This is a genomic window from Actinomyces sp. oral taxon 897, from assembly GCF_002999235.1.
GTDB lineage: Bacteria > Actinomycetota > Actinomycetes > Actinomycetales > Actinomycetaceae > Actinomyces.
In genome coordinates this window covers 768,410-787,678 of sequence record NZ_CP027236.1, presented here as the reverse complement: position 1 = coordinate 787,678, position 19,269 = coordinate 768,410, and the positions used below count along the sequence as shown (strand labels likewise).

General features: G+C 70.2%; 16 protein-coding genes, 1 pseudogene and 1 riboswitch. Of the genes and pseudogenes, 7 read left to right on the top strand and 10 right to left on the bottom strand.

Annotation, left to right across the window (positions count from 1 at the left end):
- The first annotated feature begins 76 nt into the window (after positions 1–76).
- Positions 77–2,770, top strand: coding sequence for an aconitate hydratase AcnA (gene acnA, locus C3V41_RS03215; protein ID WP_106109078.1), 2,694 nt, complete (start codon positions 77–79; stop codon positions 2,768–2,770).
- 22 nt (positions 2,771–2,792) lie between these two features.
- On the opposite strand, the gene C3V41_RS03210 is transcribed toward acnA, so the two are convergent.
- The 5 genes and pseudogenes from C3V41_RS03210 to C3V41_RS14485 form a co-directional block, all read right to left on the bottom strand.
- Entirely contained in the window at positions 2,793–4,496 is a 1,704-nt protein-coding gene (locus C3V41_RS03210; RefSeq protein WP_165271568.1) for a variant leucine-rich repeat-containing protein, read from the bottom strand.
- Positions 4,497–4,617: 121 nt separating this feature from the next.
- Positions 4,618–5,223 carry a hypothetical protein gene (locus C3V41_RS03200; RefSeq protein ID WP_106109075.1) on the bottom strand — a complete coding sequence of 202 codons (606 nt, stop codon included), beginning with the start codon at positions 5,221–5,223 and terminating at the stop codon, positions 4,618–4,620.
- A 734-nt stretch (positions 5,224–5,957) separates the two neighbouring features.
- Positions 5,958–6,356 carry a helix-turn-helix domain-containing protein gene (locus C3V41_RS03190; RefSeq protein WP_106109074.1) on the bottom strand — a complete coding sequence of 133 codons (399 nt, stop codon included), beginning with the start codon at positions 6,354–6,356 and terminating at the stop codon, positions 5,958–5,960.
- 76 nt (positions 6,357–6,432) lie between these two features.
- Positions 6,433–7,038: a hypothetical protein gene (locus C3V41_RS03185; protein ID WP_106109073.1), complete on the bottom strand. Its 606-nt coding sequence runs from the start codon at positions 7,036–7,038 to the stop codon at positions 6,433–6,435.
- A 214-nt stretch (positions 7,039–7,252) separates the two neighbouring features.
- Positions 7,253–7,480 (bottom strand): annotated as a pseudogene (locus C3V41_RS14485) (variant leucine-rich repeat-containing protein); the annotation flags it as partial.
- Between the two features lie 290 nt (positions 7,481–7,770).
- Between C3V41_RS14485 and C3V41_RS03175 the strand changes: the two are divergent.
- Positions 7,771–9,108 carry a dihydrolipoyl dehydrogenase family protein gene (locus tag C3V41_RS03175; protein ID WP_254423712.1) on the top strand — a complete coding sequence of 446 codons (1,338 nt, stop codon included), beginning with the start codon at positions 7,771–7,773 and terminating at the stop codon, positions 9,106–9,108.
- 104 nt (positions 9,109–9,212) lie between these two features.
- On the opposite strand, the gene C3V41_RS03170 is transcribed toward C3V41_RS03175, so the two are convergent.
- Entirely contained in the window at positions 9,213–9,842 is a 630-nt protein-coding gene (locus C3V41_RS03170) for a GNAT family N-acetyltransferase (protein ID WP_106109070.1), read from the bottom strand.
- Positions 9,843–9,939: 97 nt separating this feature from the next.
- Between C3V41_RS03170 and C3V41_RS03165 the strand changes: the two genes are divergently transcribed.
- Entirely contained in the window at positions 9,940–10,398 is a 459-nt protein-coding gene (locus tag C3V41_RS03165; RefSeq protein ID WP_106109069.1) for a tRNA (cytidine(34)-2'-O)-methyltransferase, read from the top strand.
- Between the two features lie 6 nt (positions 10,399–10,404).
- On the opposite strand, the gene C3V41_RS03160 is transcribed toward C3V41_RS03165, so the two are convergent.
- Positions 10,405–11,259: an SDR family oxidoreductase gene (locus tag C3V41_RS03160; RefSeq protein WP_174714750.1), complete on the bottom strand. Its 855-nt coding sequence runs from the start codon at positions 11,257–11,259 to the stop codon at positions 10,405–10,407.
- A complete protein-coding gene (locus tag C3V41_RS03155; RefSeq protein ID WP_106109068.1) occupies positions 11,256–11,831 on the bottom strand; it encodes a YbhB/YbcL family Raf kinase inhibitor-like protein in 576 nt (191 codons plus the stop codon). The genes C3V41_RS03160 and C3V41_RS03155 overlap by 4 nt, the downstream gene beginning before the upstream one ends.
- A gap of 263 nt (positions 11,832–12,094) precedes the next feature.
- Positions 12,095–12,237, top strand: a riboswitch (FMN riboswitch).
- A gap of 239 nt (positions 12,238–12,476) precedes the next feature.
- On the opposite strand from C3V41_RS03155, the gene C3V41_RS03150 reads away from it, so the two are divergent.
- The 3 genes from C3V41_RS03150 (at position 12,477) to C3V41_RS03140 (ending at position 16,819) form a co-directional block, all read left to right on the top strand.
- The gene (locus C3V41_RS03150; protein ID WP_106110629.1) at positions 12,477–13,220 is read left to right on the top strand and encodes an ABC transporter permease; all 744 of its coding nucleotides are present in this window, start codon (positions 12,477–12,479) and stop codon (positions 13,218–13,220) included.
- Positions 13,221–13,305: 85 nt separating this feature from the next.
- A complete protein-coding gene (locus tag C3V41_RS03145) occupies positions 13,306–14,328 on the top strand; it encodes an ABC transporter substrate-binding protein (RefSeq protein WP_106109067.1) in 1,023 nt (340 codons plus the stop codon).
- A gap of 235 nt (positions 14,329–14,563) precedes the next feature.
- Entirely contained in the window at positions 14,564–16,819 is a 2,256-nt protein-coding gene (locus C3V41_RS03140; RefSeq protein ID WP_129591467.1) for a hypothetical protein, read from the top strand.
- Between the two features lie 28 nt (positions 16,820–16,847).
- Here the strand turns inward: C3V41_RS03140 and hisG are convergent, their stop codons facing one another.
- On the bottom strand, positions 16,848–17,693 hold the full coding sequence (gene hisG, locus C3V41_RS03135; protein WP_106109065.1) for an ATP phosphoribosyltransferase: 846 nt from the start codon (positions 17,691–17,693) through the stop codon (positions 16,848–16,850).
- A gap of 38 nt (positions 17,694–17,731) precedes the next feature.
- Positions 17,732–17,995, bottom strand: coding sequence for a phosphoribosyl-ATP diphosphatase (locus tag C3V41_RS03130; RefSeq protein WP_106109064.1), 264 nt, complete (start codon positions 17,993–17,995; stop codon positions 17,732–17,734).
- Positions 17,996–18,056: 61 nt separating this feature from the next.
- On the opposite strand from C3V41_RS03130, the gene C3V41_RS03125 reads away from it, so the two are divergent.
- The gene (locus C3V41_RS03125) at positions 18,057–19,256 is read left to right on the top strand and encodes a DUF3866 family protein (RefSeq protein WP_106109063.1); all 1,200 of its coding nucleotides are present in this window, start codon (positions 18,057–18,059) and stop codon (positions 19,254–19,256) included.
- The last annotated feature ends 13 nt before the right edge of the window (positions 19,257–19,269 follow it).

The following is a 19,269-nucleotide window of genomic DNA, read 5'->3' as shown; positions in this document are numbered from 1 at the left end:
GGGCGTCGGCTATGGTGACGGGGTTCCTCGCCTGCTGAGCCAGCAGGATCCCCTTGCCAGAACAGGAGTCAGACCGGTGAGCCTGGATACCTTCGCCTCCCGCAGCACCCTGAGCGTAGCCGGTACGGACTACGAGATCTTCCGCCTGGAGGCCGTCCCCGGCCTGGGGCGCCTGCCCTACTGCCTCAAGGTCCTGGCCGAGAACCTGCTGCGCACCGAGGACGGGGCCAACGTCACCGCCGACCACGTGCGCGCCCTGGCCACATGGGATCCCGCCGCCGAGCCGGACACCGAGATCCAGTTCACCCCTGCCCGCGTGATTATGCAGGACTTCACCGGCGTGCCCTGCATCGTGGACCTGGCCACCATGCGCGAGGCCGTGGCGGACCTGGGCGGCGACCCCGCGGTCATCAACCCCCTGGCGCCCGCTGAGATGGTGATCGACCACTCCGTGCAGATCGACTCCTTCGGCCTGTCCTCCTCCCTGGAGACCAACAAGGAGCGTGAGTACGAGCGCAACGCCGAGCGCTACCAGTTCCTGCGCTGGGGGCAGGGGGCGCTGGACAACTTCCGGGTGGTCCCCCCGGGCACCGGCATCGTCCACCAGGTCAATATCGAGTACCTGGCCCGTACCGTGTTCACCAGGCAGGTGGTCGGGCCCGACGGGGCGCGCACGGTCCAGGCCTACCCGGACACCTGCGTGGGGACCGACTCCCACACCACCATGGTCAACGGCCTGGGCGTGCTGGGCTGGGGCGTGGGGGGCATTGAGGCCGAGGCCGCCATGCTGGGGCAGAGCGTGTCCATGCTCATCCCGCGGGTGGTCGGCTTCAAGCTCACCGGCTCCATCCCGGCCGGGGCCACCGCCACCGACGTCGTGCTCACCATCACCCAGATGCTGCGCGCCCACGGGGTGGTGGGCAAGTTCGTGGAGTTCTACGGGGCGGGCGTGGCCGCCGTGCCGCTGGCCAACCGGGCCACCATCGGCAATATGAGCCCCGAGTTCGGCTCCACCGCCGCGATCTTCCCCATTGACGAGGTCACCCTGGACTACCTGCGCCTGACCGGCCGGGACGAGGCGCAGGTGGCGCTGGTGGAGGCCTACACCAGGGCGCAGGGCATGTGGCACGACCCGGGGCGCGAGCCGGTCTACTCCGAGTACCTGGAGCTGGACCTGTCCACCGTGGTGCCCTCCATCGCCGGGCCCAAGCGCCCCCAGGACCGTATTGAGCTCTCCCGCTCCAAGGAGTCCTTCGAGGCGACCCTGCCCGCCTACGCCGCCCAGCCCCACCGGCCCACCCCGGTGACCCTGGCCGACGGCACGGTCACCGAGCTCGACCACGGGCACGTGGCCATCGCCTCCATCACCTCGTGCACCAACACCTCCAACCCGTCGGTCATGGTGGCCGCCGGCCTGCTGGCCCGCAACGCGGTGGCCCGGGGGCTGAGGAGCAAGCCGTGGGTCAAGACCTCCACGGCGCCGGGCAGCCAGGTGGTCACCGACTACTACGCCAAGGCCGGGCTGTGGCCGGCCCTGGACGCGCTGGGCTTCAACGTGGTGGGCTACGGCTGCGCCACGTGCATCGGCAACTCCGGGCCGCTGCCCGCCGAGGTCAGCGCGGCCGTGGCCGACGCCGACCTGGCGGTGGTCTCGGTGCTCAGCGGCAACCGCAACTTCGAGGGGCGTATCAACCCCGACGTCAAGATGAACTACCTGGCCTCCCCGCCGCTGGTCATCGCCTACGCCCTGGCCGGGACCATGGACTTCGACTTCGCCACCCAGCCCCTGGGGCGCGATACGCAGGGCCGTGACGTCTTCCTGGCCGACATCTGGCCCGACCCCGCCGAGGTCCAGGCCACCATCGACGCCACCATCGACCGCCAGATGTACACCCGCGACTACGCCGACGTCTTCGCCGGCGACGAGCGGTGGCGCGGCCTGCCCACCCCGGCGGGGCGGACCTTCGCCTGGGACGAGGCGTCCACCTACGTGCGCAAGGCCCCCTTCTTCGAGGGGATGACCATGGAGCCGGCCCCGGTGGGCGACATCGCCGGAGCCCGCGTCCTGGCGCTCCTGGGCGACTCGGTGACCACCGACCACATCTCCCCGGCTGGCGCCATCAAGGCCGACTCCCCGGCGGGCCGCTACCTGGCCGCCCACGGGGTGGCCCGCCGCGACTTCAACTCCTACGGCTCGCGCCGCGGCAACCACGAGGTCATGATCCGCGGCACCTTCGCCAACATCAGGCTGCGCAACCTGCTGCTTGACGGCGTGGAGGGCGGGTACACCCGCAACTTCCTCACCGGTGAGCAGGAGTCCATCTTCGACGCCTCCCAGGCCTACCAGGCCGCGGGCGTCCCCCTGGTGGTGCTGGGCGGCAAGGAGTACGGGTCCGGCTCCTCACGTGACTGGGCGGCCAAGGGCACCGCGCTGCTGGGGGTCAAGGCGGTCATCGCCGAGTCCTTCGAGCGCATCCACCGCTCCAACCTCATTGGCATGGGCGTGGTCCCCCTCCAGTTCCCGGCCGGTGAGTCGGCCGCGAGCCTGGGCCTGGAGGGCACCGAGACCTTCACCGTCACGGGGCTGACGGCACTCAACGACGGCGTCACGCCCCGGACTGTGAAGGTGGAGGCGGCGAAGGCCGACGGGTCGGTCGTCTCCTTCGACGCGACCGTGCGCATCGACACCCCCGGCGAGGCCGACTACTTCCGCAACGGCGGCATTCTCCAGTACGTCCTGCGGGGTCTGGCGCGCGGCGAGTCGGCCTGAGGGCCGGGTCGGCCGCGGTCAGTCATCCCTTCCCCGGCGCGTACGCCGTGACCCGCCCGCTCTGGTAGTCCAACGCGATTATGAGGGAGGGGTTGGCGAGGTAGAAGATGCTCTTCTCCGTATTCGATCCGGGGAAGGTGATTTCTCGCTGGTCGGCGAGCGTCCAGGCCTTCATAATACGGGCGGACTCGGGGGAGAACGGCGAGTCCAGCAGGGCCATCATGACTTCCCCGCCCTCGGAGGGGGAGTAGACGGAGGGATATGTCATGCAATTGGTGCCCGTCGACTCGATCCTGCTCTCAATCGTGGTCCCGTCGAAGCTGATGCTGACGTCGCACCCGTCCTTTCCCAGGCCGGTGTAGCTCACGGAAGCCTCGGCCCAGGAGAGGTCCCCCTCTTCGACGTGCCCGCGGTACTGCTCGCTGGAGGGCCACTCCTGCGACGGCGTCGCCCCGAACTGTTTATCCGGATCCCACCCGCTTCCGGCTCGGAAAGTGTCTTTCTTCTCGCCCGTGGGGGACAGGATCGTGTATTCACTGCCGTTGTAAGCGACCCAGCCATCGGTGGTGGCGGTCACGGAGGTGTAATCGTCCGAACTCAGGTCGAAGGTCTCCCCGGTGTCGACGTCCACGAGCGTCTTCGGGGACAGGGCGATAATGGTGCGCTCCCCGGCATGGACGTTCGTGCGCGAGTCGAATCTCATTCCGTCGATGCCGAGGAGCGCCTGCCAGCCCTCGGCGGTGATGCTCCACACCCGGGAGGCGGGGTCGGAGGACCTCCAGGCCTCGCAGGCGTTCGACTTGCGGCAGGCGATCGCCGTGTCATTGATGACGATGAGGACGTCGGGATCGGACCACGGCGCACGCGTGTTCTGGCCGTCCGAGCGACTGATGAGTTCGCCGCCGACGATAAGATAATCGCCCCAGACGCCGCGCTGATATCCTTCCATGTCGCGCATCTGGGTCTCCCACTGCTTCTCCGGCTCGGCGCCGGAGATGGAGTAGGCGATCATCGAGGCGGGAGTGGATTCCGGAGTGTATGTGGTGACGAAGAGTTGATCGTCGACGACGGTGATCGAGGTCCTCTCCTTCTCCCCGGCGTCGAGGCTCCACGCCTCGTGGGCGCCGTCGGCCCAGGCGGCGTCGGGCACGGCCACATTCGTGGTCGGGCCGGCCGAGGGGGTCTTCGACGCGTTCTCGGCCGGTCCGGACACAGGCGAGCTCCCCGCTCCCAAGAAGCGGATCCCGGCCCAGGCCGCGCTGCTTAGAACGAGGACGGTCACGAGTACGACGGCGATGACGGCGGGGCGCGGGAGCCTGGTCTTTCGCTTCGTCTTGGCGGTCGGTGCGGGCGCGGTGGACGTTGACGGGTTCGTGGGGGCGTCTGTCGTTTTGGCGGGTGCTTTCGCCTGTGCCGGTGCCGCTTGCGTCGGTTCTGGTTGGGCGGGCGCGGCCGTGCGCTGGGTGAGGGCGGTTTGGACGGCGGGGTCGGGGGAGGTGCGCAGCCAGTCGACGAGGTCGGGGTAGGTGGCGGGGTTGGTGGCCAGGGCGGGGTGCAGGTCGGGTCGGGAGGCGGCGATGCGGGCCAGCTCGGCGGCCGGGGTGGAGGGGGAGGAGGCGGCCAGGCGGTCCGCGTCGGCGTCGGACCCGGCCGCACCCGAGTTGGTTGGGGACGGCTGGGACGACGGGCCCGGCGGGTCGGCTGGGGACGATGGGGAGGCGGTCATGCCCACATGGTATGGGGACGCGCGCCCCCGCCCGGCGCCCGCGAGTACACAATTTCTTGTACTTCTGCCCCGCCGCCCGGCCGCGGAGGTGCGACCGGGGGCGCGGCTCGCCCCGCCCGGCCTACTTCTTGCCGGGGCGGTAGGCGGTGAGCTCTCCGCTCGTGTCACGGGCCACGATGAGTTCGGGATTGACGAGGTAGAAGACGGTTCCCTCGTCGAAGCTGTTGCCGGGGAAGTCGATGGTCTCACCGTCCTTGACGGTCCACGCGCCGCTGAGCCACATGCCCGTGGACGTGCTCGTCGGATCGGTGGACACTCGCATGAGCACCGACCCGTCCGAGGACGGGGAGTACAGAACGACGCCGTCCGGTTCGTAGCATTCTCCCGACTCGTTGGCCGGTTTGAAAGTCGACTTGCCGATCGTGAGCTTGGTCGGGCAGCTGCTGCTCGAGTTCCTGGTGGTGGTGATCTTGATCTTCGCCCAGCTGACGTCCTCGTCCTGGATGAAGGATTTGAATTCGGCCGCGCTCATGAGAGGGTGGTCGAGGGTGGGCGCGGCGTAAACGTTCTCGGGGTACTCCCCGTCGAAGCTCTCGCGCTCCTCGCCGGTGGGGGATAGGATCGTGAACCGCTCCTTTATGTAGTTGTACTTGCACCAGCCGTCGGCCAGGGCGAAGACGAAATCCGAACTGGTCGTATCGAAGTCGTAGACGTCGCCGGTGACCACGTTGATCCAACTGCTCTCGGAGGCCTGCGTAATGAACTTGCCGTCCCCCTGGTATGGCTGGAATTAAACAAGATCGGTGTGTGGTGGTGTGACTGGGAGGTGCTCGAGGTCGTAGTCGAAGGTGCGGTTGGTGATGTAGGTGGTGAAGGCCGTGAAGGTTTTCTCCGGGGTGTCGCGTTGGAGGTTGGCGGTGCTGGTTCTTGGCGGCGTCCCGTACGTGTTCCGTGGGACCCAAGGTCGGGGGCGTAGGGGGGAAGGTAGATGGGTGTTATGCGTCCGGGGCCTGGCCGGGGGCGTAGAGGTCGGTCAGGGCCCTGGCGTGGTGGAACCTGGCGTTGTCCAGGACGACGGCGATCTTCTTTCCCTCGTCGGTCTCTCGTTGGAGGCGGCCCCGTCATGAGGATGGTCTGCTCGGTGTTCTGGTTTCCCTCGACGGGGTAGATCCTCATTTTCCTGGTCGTCAGGCCCGGTGCCCCGAAGAACGACTGGCTCGCCTTCTCACGGTCCACGTACAGTTTTGTCCTCCTTCCTCTGGGGAGCCACATGCGCCTTGTCTCGGCCTCGTGGCGGGCGCGGACCTCGTCGACGGTGTAGACCTCCCAGCCCTCCTGGAGCAGGTCGTTGACCTGGTGCCGGGTCCCGGTCATCCGCCTGGTGATGGCCTCCTCGTCGCGGCGCCCCCGAACGGGTCGGGGAAGCAGAGGCCCGTGCCCAGGAAGCGCATGAGCAGCAGGTCAGGAGGAGTCCGACCTGTACCAGGCGCCGAACCTGATCTGCACGACGTCCCTGAGAGCCGGGACGTCCCAGAACTCTGCTCTGACTCCCGACTCCGATGGTGGCTTACTGAGAATCTCCTCCAGCTCCTCCTTCTGCGCCCTCCTGAGCTTCGCCGCGTTCTCGTTTCCGGCGTGACCGGTCACCACGGATCCCAGCCTGTACCTCCGCCATTCCGAGAGCCACTCGCGTACCGTCTTCTCGGTCCGCTCGACCATCTCCGCGATAATGTCCAGGCCGACGCCACGGGCGGCGTACACAATCGCCTCCGCCCCCGTCCGAACCAGCTTGTGGGTGTCCGAACGCTTCTTCCACCTGATGAGGATGTCCCGCTCCTCGTTCGTCATGTCGATCTGCACGAGACAATCCTGCACGAGATACTCCGAAGACGTCAACCAGGAACCCCGCAGAAGCCACCCCAGAATACCGTTTTGTTTAATTCCGGCCATAGGTGGATCTGCTCGCGGAGGGCATGCCCTGGAAGTCGGAGCTGCCGGAGACGGTGGCCTCCCACAGTTTCTGGTCCGGTTTCGCGGCGCTCCAGCCGGTGCACCGGTCCTTGCGGTCGCAGGAGAATGCGTAGGCGCCGACAATGGTGGGGTTATTATGCCAGGGGGCGTCGGTGGTCTTGCCGGTGTCGGCCTTGATGAGAATGTCTCCGGCGACGACGTAGTCGCCCCAGTAGGACAGGTAGAAGGAGTCGGTGCGGGGATCCGTGGACCACTTCTTCTTGGGCTTGTCGCCGGAGACGTCATAGGCGGTCACCGTCGTGATCTTGTAATCCGAGTCCATATCGGCGACGACGAGCTGGTCCTTATCGCCGATGAGCATCGACCGTTCGCCGACATCCATGTCCCAGGCCTTGTGGGAGCCCTTCGCCCAGCTGTTGGAGGGGGCGGTGGGCCCGTTCGCGGAGTCCCCGCGCAGCAGGTGCAGTCCCAGCACGACCGCACCGCTGATGACGAGGACGACGACGGTGATGATGACGGGCCGTGAGGCCCGGCGGCGCGGCGGCGCGGGGGCGGCGGGCGCCGGCTGCACAGCCGCCGCGGGGTATCCGGCGGTTTGCGGGCCCGGGACGGCGAAGCTCCCCGAGGCGGGCGTGCCCGCCCCGGGCGGCAGTGCCGGTAGGGAGCTGGGCGCCGAGACGGCGACCGGCGCCGAGGCTGTGGCCGGGGGAGCTGGGCGCCGAGACGGCGACCGGGGGCGGCGGGGGCGCCGGCGCCGCCCCGGGGTGTGCGAAGCGGGCCGCGAGCGCGGCCTGGACCGCGGGGTCCTCGGACTGCCGCAGCCAGTCCACGAGGCCCGGGTACGTCGACGGGTTCGTGGCGAGGACGGCGTGCAGGTCGGGCCGGTAGGTGGCGATGCGGGCCAGCTCGGCGGCGGGGGTCAGGGGGGAGGCGGCGGCGTCGGCGTCGGCGGCATCGGCCGGGGCGTCGGCGTCGGCGTCGTGAGGAAGGGCCGAGGAGGGCGGAGTGCTCATAGGGGCAAGGTAGGCGCCCGGAGCCCGGCATCCTGGGACTTCGGGGCCGTGACACGGCGGCGAGATCCCTCATGGCGCGGCGCGACCGGCGTCACTCGCCGTCGGGAATGAAACGCCCCGATCTCATGGTTCACGCCTATCGAGAATCGAGTGCAAGGAGAACCGCTGTGACTCACGTCGACACGCCCGCCGCAGCCCCCGACCCCGCCGTCCCGACCGGGCCGGCCGAGACGACCGAGGATGTCGACCTGCTCGTCGTCGGCGGCGGCAAGGCGGGAAAGTCCCTGGCGATGCTGCGCGCCAGGGCCGGGGACAGGGTCGTCATGGTCGAGCGCGACAAGGTCGGCGGGACCTGCATTAACGTGGCCTGCATCCCCACCAAGACCCTCATCTCCGCCGCCCGCGTCCTGCACGACGTCCAGGGTGCGGGTACCCACGGCGTCACCCTGCCCGAGGCCGACGGCGGGACGGCCGCCCTGGAGCGGGCCCGCATCGACCTGGCCGCCCTGCGGGCGCGCAAGGAGGGCGTCGTGGGCGCCATGGTGGCCGCCCACGAGACGATGTTCCCCGCCTCCGGCATGGACTTCGTGCGCGGCACCGCCCGCTTCGTCGCCGAGCGCACCGTGGAGATCACGCTGACCGACGGCTCCACCCGGCGCGTGCGCGGGGCCAGGGTGCTCATTAACACCGGCACCACGCCGTCCGTCCCCGCGATCGAGGGGCTGGAGGGCGTGCCCTACTGGACCAGTGAGGACCTGCTGGCCCTGCCCGAGCTGCCCAGCCGCCTGGTGGTGCTGGGAGGCGGCGTCATCGGCGTGGAGATGGCCTCCCTCATGGGCCTGCTCGGCGTGCCGGTCACGCTCCTGCACGCCGGGGAGCACGTCCTGGACCGTGAGGACGCCGACGTCGCCGCCGAGGTCACCGCCGGACTGGAGGCCCTCGGCGTCACGGTCCTCACCGGGGCCCGCGCCACGCGGGTGGGCGCCGCCCCGGGCGGCGTCGTCGTGACCGCCCAGGACGGTCGCGAGGCCACCGGCTCCCACCTGCTCGTCGCCCTGGGACGCACCCCCGTGACCGCGAACCTGGGCCTGGAGGCCGCCGGGGTAGAGACCACCGGGCGCGGCTTTATCAAGGTGGACGACCACCTGCGCACCAGCGCCGAGGGCGTCTACGCCGCAGGCGACGTGGCCGGGAGCCCGCAGTTCACCCACGCCTCCTGGAACGACTTCCGTATCCTGCGCGACCTGCTGGCGGGCAAGGAGGCCTCCACCTCCGGGCGCCTGGTCCCCTGGGCCGTCTTCACCACGCCCGAGCTGGGGCACGTGGGCCTCACCGAGGCGCAGGCCCGCGCCGCCGGGCACGAGGTGCGCGTGGCCAGGACCCCCACCGCCGCCGTCCCGCGCGCCAGGACCCTGGGACGCACCGAGGGCTTCTACAAGGTCGTGGTCGACGCCGAGTCCGAGAAGATCCTGGGCGCCGCCGTCATCGGCCCCGAGGCCAGCGAGGTGGTCACCAGCGTGCAGATGGCCATGCTGGGCGGCCTGACCTGGCGCCAGGTGCGCGACGCCGTCATCACCCACCCCACCATGGGCGAGGGCCTCAATATCGTCCTGGACTCCCTGGGCTAGGACCCCGCAGCCGGGCACGCAGGTGCCCCGCCGCCCGCCCCCGAGGCCGCCCAGCCCCGGCGCACCCGCGTGCAAGCCACCGGCGCGCCGGCGGCCGGACGGCGTCAGCCGGCAGCCAGGTGGCGGGCGACACGCTCCTCCAGACGGGCCCTGACCCGGGGCCAGGTGTCGGGCGTCACGTAGTACATGGCCGTGTCCCGCACCCGCCCCTGCTCACCGGGCGCCAGGGAGGGCTGCCAGGCGTGCAGCACGGCCTCGAGGCACGCCCCCGTGGCCGCGACAGCCCGGCGGGCCACCTCGTTGCGGGCGTCGGTCTTAATGTCGAGGCGGTCCACGCCCCAGCCCTCAAGGGCCTGGGTCATCAGCAGGAGCTTGGCGGCGGGGTTGACGGCCGTGCCCCGGGCGGCCGGGGCCAGCCAGGTGGACCCGACCTCGACGGCGAACAGGCGCCCGTCCGGCATCCACCGCGGCGTCAGGTAGGCGGTGTGCCCCAGGACCCGCCCGGTAGCGGCGTCGACCTGGGCGTAGGGCCAGTAGCACCCGGTGGCGCGCCGCCCCAGGCTGTGCTCCACGTAGGCCTCCACCTCCTCCGGGGTGGGGACGGTGGCCCAGGCGCCCGGCCCCGCCCCGTCAGCGGCCTGGCGCAGGCCGGGCACGTGGGAGGCGCGCAGCGGCTCAAGACGGACGACGTCGCCCTCCAGGGGCGGGGCGGTCAGGACGTGGGAGGTGGTCATGACCGCGAGGATATGCGACCGCCTACCCCCCGGGGCGGCGTCGACCAGGGCGGACGCCCCCGGCCCCGGGCCCGGAGGCCGGTGGCAGGATGACCCCGTGCTGCACGTCATCTTCTACGAGCCCCGCATCCCGGGCAACACCGGGGCCGCCATACGCCTGAGCGCCAACACCGGGGCCTGGCTCCACCTGGTCGACCCCCTGTTCGACATGGAGGACTCCAAGCTGCGCCGGGCGGGCCTGGACTACCACGACCTGGCCCACACCCTGGTCCACCCCACCTGGACGGACTGCCTGAAGAGGATCCCGGGACGGATCTACGCCTTCACCTCCCACACCACCACCCTGTACACCCAGGTGGACTGGCAGGACGACGACGCCCTGCTGTTCGGCCCCGAACCCACCGGGCTGCCCGAGGCCGTCATGGACGACCCCCACGTCACCGCACGCGTACGCATCCCCATGGTAGAGGGCAACCGCTCCCTCAACCTGGCCAACTCCGCCGCCATCGGCCTGTACCACGCCTGGCACACCCTGGGCTTCACCGGCGGGCGCTGAACCCCCTTAGCGGCCGGCCTTCTCCGGGCGGACACTCAGATCCTCCACAATCGTGTCGTGCGGCATACTCACGGCCAGACGCACGCAGGAGGCCACCGAACCCGGCCGCATATGGTCCCTGGCCCGGTAGGGCCGACGCCGCCCCGAGCTGGTCAGCGGCGCCGCATGACGGTGCAGACGCTTCTGCATGGGGGTGTCCACCCGCCCGGGGTAGATCGAGGTGACCCGCACCTGACCGCGCTCCTCCTCACGCAGGGCGTCAGCCAGGGCCACCAGCCCGTGCTTGGCCGCCGAGTACAGGGCCTGCCCCGGCCAGGAGTGCTGACCGGCCCCCGAGTTAATGAAGACGACCAGCCCCTGGGCGTCACGTACAGCCGGCAGCAGAAGACTAGTGAGATGAGCCACCGCCACCAGATCCAGGTCCAGCACGTCACGCCACCGGGCGGGACTGAGCCCCTCCACGACCCCGGGCCCCTCCACCCCCGCGGAGTGGACCAGGACGTCCAGGCTCTCCACGCCCAGCTCGGCGATCGCCTGGGCCAGATCCGTGTCCAGGGTCAGATCCACCGCACAGGTAGTCACCAGGCAACCGGTCTCCCGGTGCAGCAGACGCGCCAGGTCCTCCAGGTCCGAGGCGGTACGGGCCAGCAGGATGAGGTCGTGGTCATGAGCCAGGTCATGGGCCACGGCCAGCCCGATCCCACTAGTGGCACCCGTGACCAGGGCCAGGGGACGACGCTCGTGACGCCCCGAGCGCGAGACGCTGCGGGAGGCCGCACGCGACGAGCCACGAGAGGCGGCGTTGACGGAGTCCAGGCGACGCCGACGACGGGTCTGGGCGGTAGTGATCGTCGGGGTCACTGGGCGTCCCGCAGGAAGGGGGCGGCGCCATCGACCCCCTGGACCTCAAAGGTGGCGGTCAGGGTGGCACGGGCGATGCAGTGGTGGACCACGGTAAAACCCACCGCCGCAGGAGTAGCGTCCTCGTCCAGCTCCAGGCTCTCCACGTCCAGGGCACTGACCGCGAACACGTAACGGTGCACCCCGTCCCCCGCAGGCGGGCAGGGCCCGAAGTAGGCGTGCTCACCATTGTCCCCACGCACATGGAAGGCGGCACCGTCCAGACCCAGGTCAGAGGCCCCCGCCCCCTGCGCCAGGCAGGTGGTGGACAGAGCCAGGTCCACCACCACCCAGTGCCACCACCCCGACCCCGTCGGGGCGTCAGGATCCAGGCACGTCACGGCAAACGACCGCGTCCGCCCCGGGAACCCCGACCAGTGCAGCTCAGGGGAGACCCCCTGACCCAGGGCGGTAAAACGCTCCGGCACCGGGGCGCCCTCACTCAGATCCGCCGATGCCAACTCAAAGGCAGGAACCGGGGGAAGGAGGTCGTAAGGGAAAGGGGGACGCGGTCGGGCCAGGTTGACGGACACAGGAACCTCCAGAAACAGGTAATCACCACGGCGCCACCTACTCTACGGCCTCCGCCAGGCCCATGCGGCCCCGCGACCACACAGGTCGCCGCCGATGAGCCCTGACAACCAGGACCGACAAGGGCCCCCGGCGCGCGTACACCAGCCGTGACCGCGACGTCACCCCCGACCAACCCCACCCCACCAGGAACAAGGTGCGATCAGTCACACGCGAGACGTCACCTTGGCGATAACCGTGACACCCGGTAGTCTTGCTGCCCAGCAACGTGCTCCGGGGTCGGTGAAAGTCCGAGCCGGCGGTAACAGTCCGCGACCCGGCCACACCACCCCGCCGGGGTGACGTGACCGGCTGAGCCGGTGGAACCCCGGCACCGACGGTGAGAGTCCGGATGGGAGGAGACACGAGGCGCCCAGGACCCTGCGCAAACAGGGCCCTGGGCACCTGGCGCCTGCGCCCTCACCCCGGACTGTCCCGGGGACGCCCCCGAGGAAGGGCAGGCCCCATTGAGCACCACAACCCACCCTGAACACCCGGCCAACCACCAGGACCCCACACCACCACCCACCCACCCCGGCAGCACCGGCAGCACCCGGCGCCCCCGGGGACACCACCCCCGACACACCCACCGCCCACCCTGGCCGGCCCTGACACTAGGCGCGACCCTGCTCCTGACCTGGGACCTCACCACCCGCTCAGGCTCCGTACCCGCCGTCTTCCTACCCGCACCCACAGCCGTCCTGCACCGCCTGTGGCTGGGACTGACCCGAGCCCACCTACTGGACTACGCCGCAACCACCCTGCACGAGGCCCTCCTGGGCTGCCTACTGGCCGCGGCCCTGGCCCTGCCCCTGGCCTGGACCCTGCACCACTGCCGCCTCTTCTCCCGCGCCACCCTGCCCTACGTGGCCGCCAGCCAGGCAGTACCCGCCATCGCCATCGCCCCCCTGCTGGTCCTGTGGATCGGCTACGGAACCCTCCCGGTAGTCATCCTGTGCGCCTTCATGGTCTTCTTCCCCATCACCGTCACCGTCCTCCTGGGCCTACGCGGACTGGACACCGACATCATCGACGCCGCCCGCCTCGACGGCGCCCACGGCACCAGCATGCTGGTCTACATGGAACTGCCCATGACCCTGCCAGCCGTCCTCACCGGCCTGCGCACCGGCTTCACCCTGTCCATCACCGGAGCCGTCGTAGGGGAGATGACCATGGGCGGCACAGGACTCGGCCTGCTGCTGTCCTCCCAGCGCGACGCCGTCGACACCACCGGCCTGTTCTCCACCATCACCCTGCTGTGCACCCTGGCCACCACCATCCACTGGGCCCTCACCGAGCTGGAGCACCGCAGCCGCACCGTCTCCGCCCTCCGCGGCCGCCGCGCCACCTGAGCACCACCGGCCAGGCACGCCAGCCACCTGCGCGCTCGCGGCCCAGGCCCCTTCGTCCCCGTCGTCATCGTCTAAGGAACCTGTTATGACCACCGTGAACCGCCGTCGTCTCCTGACCGCCCTGGCCCTGGGCGGTGCCGGGGCCCTGGCCGCCTGCGCCTCGGGCACCGCCGCCAGGAGCCGGTCCGCCTCGCCCGGCTCCGGCGGGACGGACGCCCTGACCCTGGGCCTGACCTACACCCCCAACATCCAGTTCGCCCCCGCCTACCTGGCCCTGCGTAACGGCGACTACGCCGCCAACGTCGCGCTGCGCCACCACGGGGCCCAGGAGGGCCTGTTCGACGCCCTGCTGGCGGGCACCGAGCACGCGGTGGTCGCCGGCGGGGACGAGGCGGCCGTGGCGGCGTCCAACGGCCGTGAGCTGGTGGTGATCGGCGGCTACTACCAGAGGTACCCGGTCCAGGTCATTGTGTCCCAGGACTCCCCGGTCACCACCCTGGCCGACCTCAGGGGCAGGACCGTGGGCCTGCCCGGCCGCTCCGGGGAGACCTGGTACGGCCTCAGGCTGGCCCTGGACACGGCGGGCCTGAGCCAGGACGACGTCACGGTGCAGGAGACCGGCTACACCCAGGTCTCCGCCCTCATGACCGGCAAGGTCGACGCCATTGTGGGCTTCTCCAACAACGACGCCGTGCAGCTGGGCCAGGCGGGCTTCCCGGTGCGGGGGCTGGACGTGGCGCAGACGGTCCCCCTCCTGGGCGCCTCCATCGTGACCAGCGCCAGCGTGCTGGCGGCGCGCAGGGCGGAGCTGGCCGACGCCGTGGTGGCCACCGCCCGGGGCATGAGCGCCTTCGTCGAGGATCCCGACGCCGCCGTGGAGGCTGCCAGGGCCTACGTCCCGGACCTGGTGGACGCCACCCAGGCGGCCCACGCCCGGGAGGTGGCGGTGGCCACGGCCGCCCTCATTAAGCCGGACGAGGGCAGCGTCATCGGGGCCCTGGACCGCGAGCTGGTCACCAGCATGGTCAGCTTCCTGGGCAGCCACCAGCTGCTCGGGGACACGGCCGTCACGCCCGAGACGATCTGCGACCCGCTGCTGACCGTCTGAGACAGAGGGACCGGGTTTCTGCCACTATACTGCGGGTCACGGTTGTCCTGCGCACCAGGAAGCAGCGTCAATGAGTGACACAAAGTTTGACAGAACGCCCATGGCGTCAAGGCGGGTCCTCGCACCAGGGGGCCGCGTGAGGGCCGTGCTGTCGCTCGCAGGGAGGCTCAGGTACGTCGCGGTTGCGTGGGATTATCGCGGCCTCCTCTGCCACGCTGCCGTCGTCGTAGTCGTCATGGTGGTCGCGGCACTGGTGGGCCTTGATGCTCCCGGGCCGGTTCCTGAGGCGGGGTGGAAGGACGCTGTCCCCTCGTGTCAGGCCGGTAGCGGGCAGGTGGGTGGTGGCCTGGAGTCGTGGGACTACGCGCAGGGCACGACCGCCCCTGCTATTGCCCAGGTGGTGCGGGACACCGACCTGACCGACGAGGAGATCCGGACCTTCCAGGATGAGTACGGTCCCGCACTGGGGGACCCGTTCGTGGCGAACGCCCTCATGGAGACGGTATCGGCTCGCGAGCTGTACGCCTTTGCGGAGCGTGTGGGAGTGCCCTCACCGTACTCGACGGCGGGACGGGCCCGTGCGGATATCCTGTACGAGCTGGGTGAGGTGCTGGTGCTGTCCACCGGCGGGGTGAACCTGGGGTCGGCGGCGCAGGCCGGTTTTGACCAGGTGCGTGGTGACCTGCGCGGTGCCCACGGTGAGACCATGGACGAGCTGGCTGCCTACCGGGTGGCCGAGTACCAGGAGGCCGGGCGCAAGGTGTTCGGCCAGGTGCGCCAGACCCTGGGCTACTCCCTGTTCTCCCAGCTCACGGGGGCCGCGGCCCAGAGGAACCCGGGCCTGGCCCTGGGGGCCGGGTTCTACCAGGAACATGACTCAGGTCCTTCCATGGCGGCGGACATAGTCACCTGGGACCATGACGAGGAGGTCGGGAGCGAGGTCTTCCACGCGGATATGGCAGATACCGAGTTAATGGTGGGGTCAGACCGGTCGGTCATGGATCCCCTGCACTCCGTGTACCTGCTCTCTGACACCCCGGACCCTCTCTGCGCTGCTGCCGACCCGGCAGTGGGCCCCGTGGAGGAACGGCGCCTGGAGGCACTGCGGGGCTTCCTGGCCTCGGACACCGGTTTCAACGTCGACGCAGTGGAGATGCTCAAGCCATTCCCCATGAGTACCGCACGGTACCTTACCGGGCACCGGGCGGACGGGGACTTCCCCGGCTTCCAGGACGGTGGTGAGGCGTTTGGTGACGTACTGGCGGACGCCTCGCGCCCGGATCCGGACACGGACGCGGACTGGAGATCGCCTGACCCAAGTGCCTACGCAGGCGGTAAGGACGACCCGGCCTACCTGGAGGACCGGGACGCTTACGACGCCAAGAAGGCCGACGACAAGCTCCGCGCCGATATAGCTGCGAACTTTGTGATCGGCTACCAGGACGGGCTCGACTGGAGACGAGGGTCGCCGCAGGACGACGTCGAGCGGGAGGCCGACGGTGAGCCCGCCTGGGGGCGAGCGAGCTCCCGGCTGCGTTCCTGGGCCGGAACGATTATCTCACCCCACCTGAGCGGCATGGCGAATTCTCTCGGTGAACGCTATCCGATAAATGTGCATACGTTAGTGATCGGAGGAAGAAGGGGGCATGACACCGTAATCAAGTTTGACCCCAGCAGCAGGTTCCGTTTATTGAATAGAGGTAGCATATTCGAGGATCTCGCCTTTGACGCCCCGGCGGTCACTGACCCCCACGACCCGGACGACCCGCGTGACGACGAGTACGAGGGCGGCAGGCCCCCGGCCATTAAGACGCTGCTCGCGTCGGCCCAGGACGGCTACACCCGCGACCTCGCCGAGGCGATCTCCGCCCCCGCACAACAGGACCAGTACCTAAAACAGCCCCTTGATAACGTGGGCAGGAAATGGGCGATGCTCCTGACCGTCCTCTACGCCGCACCCGCCGAGGCGACCAGGTCGGTAGCGCAGGCCGTGGACGAGGAGAACGCGGCACAGAGATCCATTATCGGAGAGGCCTACGACCTGGTGCCGTACAGCAACCTGGTCGATAGGAAGCTCGCCGACTGGCTGCTCGACGGGGCCCCCAGCTACCTGTCCCGGGGCCTGGACCGCCTTCTTCCCACCAACAATGCCGAGCAGGCCTGGCCCGCCGTCAAGGAGAAGAGGACCGAGGCCGCCAGGTGGATGACGGAGGAACTGTACGCGGCTATTGCCGACGGCGGCACCCTCATGGATATGAACGGGAGGCCCATTGACCTGGAGGCCCTGTCTAGATCCTTTTCTAAGGACAGTAGTTTCGTTGACGACGACAATCATCTGATCCCGTGGTCCTCCATGACCGATGAGCAGAAGGGGACCTTTATGCACTACGTGAGTGATAATACGGGCTACTACAAGGTCCTCAGGAACCTGCGCCAAAAGATCTTGGACGCAGGGGAAATGCTGGACCAGATCCGCTCCGGACGCTACTGACCGGACCCGGGGCTCAGGCGTCGTCCCCCTACAGCCGGCAAGCCAGGAGCTCACAGACCAGGATGGCCCGCGCCCCCACCTCGTAGAGCTCGTCCATGACGCGATTGACGTCCTTGCGAGGCACCATGGAGCGCACCGCCACCCAGTCAGGATTCTGCAGCGGGGAGACGGTGGGCGACTCAATGCCCGGCGTGATCGCCGTCGCCCGGTGCAGGTCGTCCGCCCGCACGTCGTAGTCAATGAGCACGTAGGAGCGGGCCCGCAAGACCCCCTCCAGGCGCCGCACCAGGGTGGCCAGGGCGGGCTCGTCACGGTACCGCCCGGTGGTGATCAGGACGGCCTCGCTGGCCAGGATGGGCTCCCCGAAGACCTCCAGCCCCGCGGCCCGCAGCGTGGTGCCGGTCTCCACCACGTCCGCGATGAGGTCGGCCACCCCCAGCTGGACGGAGGACTCCACGGCGCCGTCGAGGTGGACGGTGGTGGCCTCAATGCCCCTGCTGGCCAGGAAGCCACGCACCAGGACGTCGTAGGAGGTGGCGATACGCCTGCCGGCCACGTCCGCGAGCGCGCTCATGGTCCCGGCCGGTGCGGCGAAGCGGAAGGTGGAGCGGGCGAACCCCAGCGCCAGGTGCTCCACGGCCTCCACCCCGGAGTCCAGGAGCAGGTCCCGTCCGGTGATGCCCGCGTGGACTGTGCCCTGCCCCACGTAGACGGCGATGTCACGCGGGCGCAGGAAGAACAGCTCCACGTCGTTGGGCTGGTCGACCAGCACCAGCTCCCGGCCGGTGCGGCGGGTACGGTAGCCGGCCTCCCTGAGCAGGGTGGTGGCGGGCTCGGACAGGGACCCCTTGTTGGGGACGGCGATACGTAGCATGGACGCTCCTGGCAGGTGGGGGTGGCGTGGGCCGGTGCTCACAGGAACCGGTAGACGTCCGCCAGGGTGTAGCCCTTGGCCAGCATCATGACCTGGACGTGGTAGAGCAGCTGGCTGATCTCCTCGCAGGCGGCCTCGTCCGGCTCGTGCTCGCAGGCCATCCACGCCTCGGCGGCCTCCTCCACGAGCTTCTTGCCGATGAAGTGCACGCCCCGGTCCAGCTCGGCCACCGTGCCCGAGCCCTCGGGACGGCTGGCCGCCTTGGCCTGGAGCTCGGCGAAAAGGTCCTCGAACGTCTTCATGGCGCTGAGCCTAGTGCACCCGGTGGCGCCTTGCCGTGGCGGCCGGGGCTAGGCTGGTCCCATGATGTGGCGTGATGGCGAGGTGGGCGGGGTCCGGCGGATCTGGGGCAGTAGGCCCAGACGCTGCGCCGAGCTCGTGGTTAAGGTCACCCGCGCCCCTGCCGGCGCCGACACGCTCCTGGCGGGCACGGTGGTCCGGGCCGTGGCCTACGAGACCCTCACCGGGCTGCCGGAGGTCGGCGAGGCCGTCCGCCTCGAGGTCTCCGCCCTCGCCCGGGGCCTGGGCACCGGCGGCCACGCCATGCTTGCCGCCCGCCTGTCCGTCCTGCCCGAGGACCCCGCCCCCGGCGGCCACCTGGTCAAGGCCCGCTACATGCCCGACCAGGTCATGGTCACCGGGGTCGACGAGCAGGACACGCCCCACCACCGGCTCCTGTCCGCGCCGGTGGGTACCCTCACCCTGGGGTGTGTGCCCGTGGTCGTGGCCGACCTGCACTCCAGTCTCCCCGCCGTGGTCGCGGGGGTCAGGGCGGGTGCCGCGGGCGTGCTCCCGGGCCGCGGCGAGGCGGCACCGCGCGTGGTCTACGTCATGACCGACGGCGGCGCCCTGCCCCTGCCCTACTCGCGCACCGTGGCGGCCCTGACCGGGGCGGGCTGGCTGGCCGGGACCGTGACGGCCGGACAGGCCTGGGGCGGTGACGTCGAGGCCGCCAGCCTCCACAACGCCCTCCTGGCGGCCCGTCACGTCCTGGGGGCCGACGTCGTCGTGGTGGCCCAGGGCCCGGGGAACCTCGGTACGGACACGCCCTGGGGTTTCTCCGGCGTGGCCTGCGGGGACGCCGTCAACGCCGTCGCCACCCTGGGCGGGCGCCCGGTCGCCTGCCTGCGCGTCTCGCAGGCGGACGCCCGTGACCGGCACCGCGGCGTCTCCCACCACTCCCTGACCGCCTACGGGCGCGTCGCCCTGGCCGGTGCCGACGTGGTCCTGCCCGAGCTGGAGGAGACCGGCGACGGCCTGGCGGCGCGCGTGCGCCGGGACGCCCAGGGGCTCTGCGGGCCGCGGGAGGGGCAGCGGCACCGCCTGGTTGCGGTCAGCACCTCAGGGCTGCGCGAGGTCCTGGAGGCCGCGCAGCGGCAGACGGGCCTGCGCCTGTCCACCATGGGGCGCGGCCTGGAGCAGGACGAGGCGGCCTTCCTTGCCGCCGCGGCCGCCGGACGCCACGCCCGGGCGCTCCTGGCGGGCGCGACCGGGCGCCCCTAGGGCCACCCCGTAC

Bases quoted from the DNA above. Each gene is read 5' to 3' on its own strand.
- C3V41_RS03145 (WP_106109067.1), top strand. From the start codon at position 13,306: ATGACCACCGTGAACCGCCGTCGTCTCCTGACCGCCCTGGCCCTGGGC.
- C3V41_RS03170 (WP_106109070.1), bottom strand. From the start codon at position 9,842: ATGACCACCTCCCACGTCCTGACCGCCCCGCCCCTGGAGGGCGACGTC.
- C3V41_RS03140 (WP_129591467.1), top strand. From the start codon at position 14,564: ATGGTGGTCGCGGCACTGGTGGGCCTTGATGCTCCCGGGCCGGTTCCT.
- hisG (WP_106109065.1), bottom strand. From the start codon at position 17,693: ATGCTACGTATCGCCGTCCCCAACAAGGGGTCCCTGTCCGAGCCCGCC.
- C3V41_RS03175 (WP_254423712.1), top strand. From the start codon at position 7,771: ATGCTGCGCGCCAGGGCCGGGGACAGGGTCGTCATGGTCGAGCGCGAC.
- C3V41_RS03125 (WP_106109063.1), top strand. From the start codon at position 18,057: ATGATGTGGCGTGATGGCGAGGTGGGCGGGGTCCGGCGGATCTGGGGC.
- C3V41_RS03130 (WP_106109064.1), bottom strand. From the start codon at position 17,995: ATGAAGACGTTCGAGGACCTTTTCGCCGAGCTCCAGGCCAAGGCGGCC.
- C3V41_RS03210 (WP_165271568.1), bottom strand. From the start codon at position 4,496: ATGACCGCCTCCCCATCGTCCCCAGCCGACCCGCCGGGCCCGTCGTCC.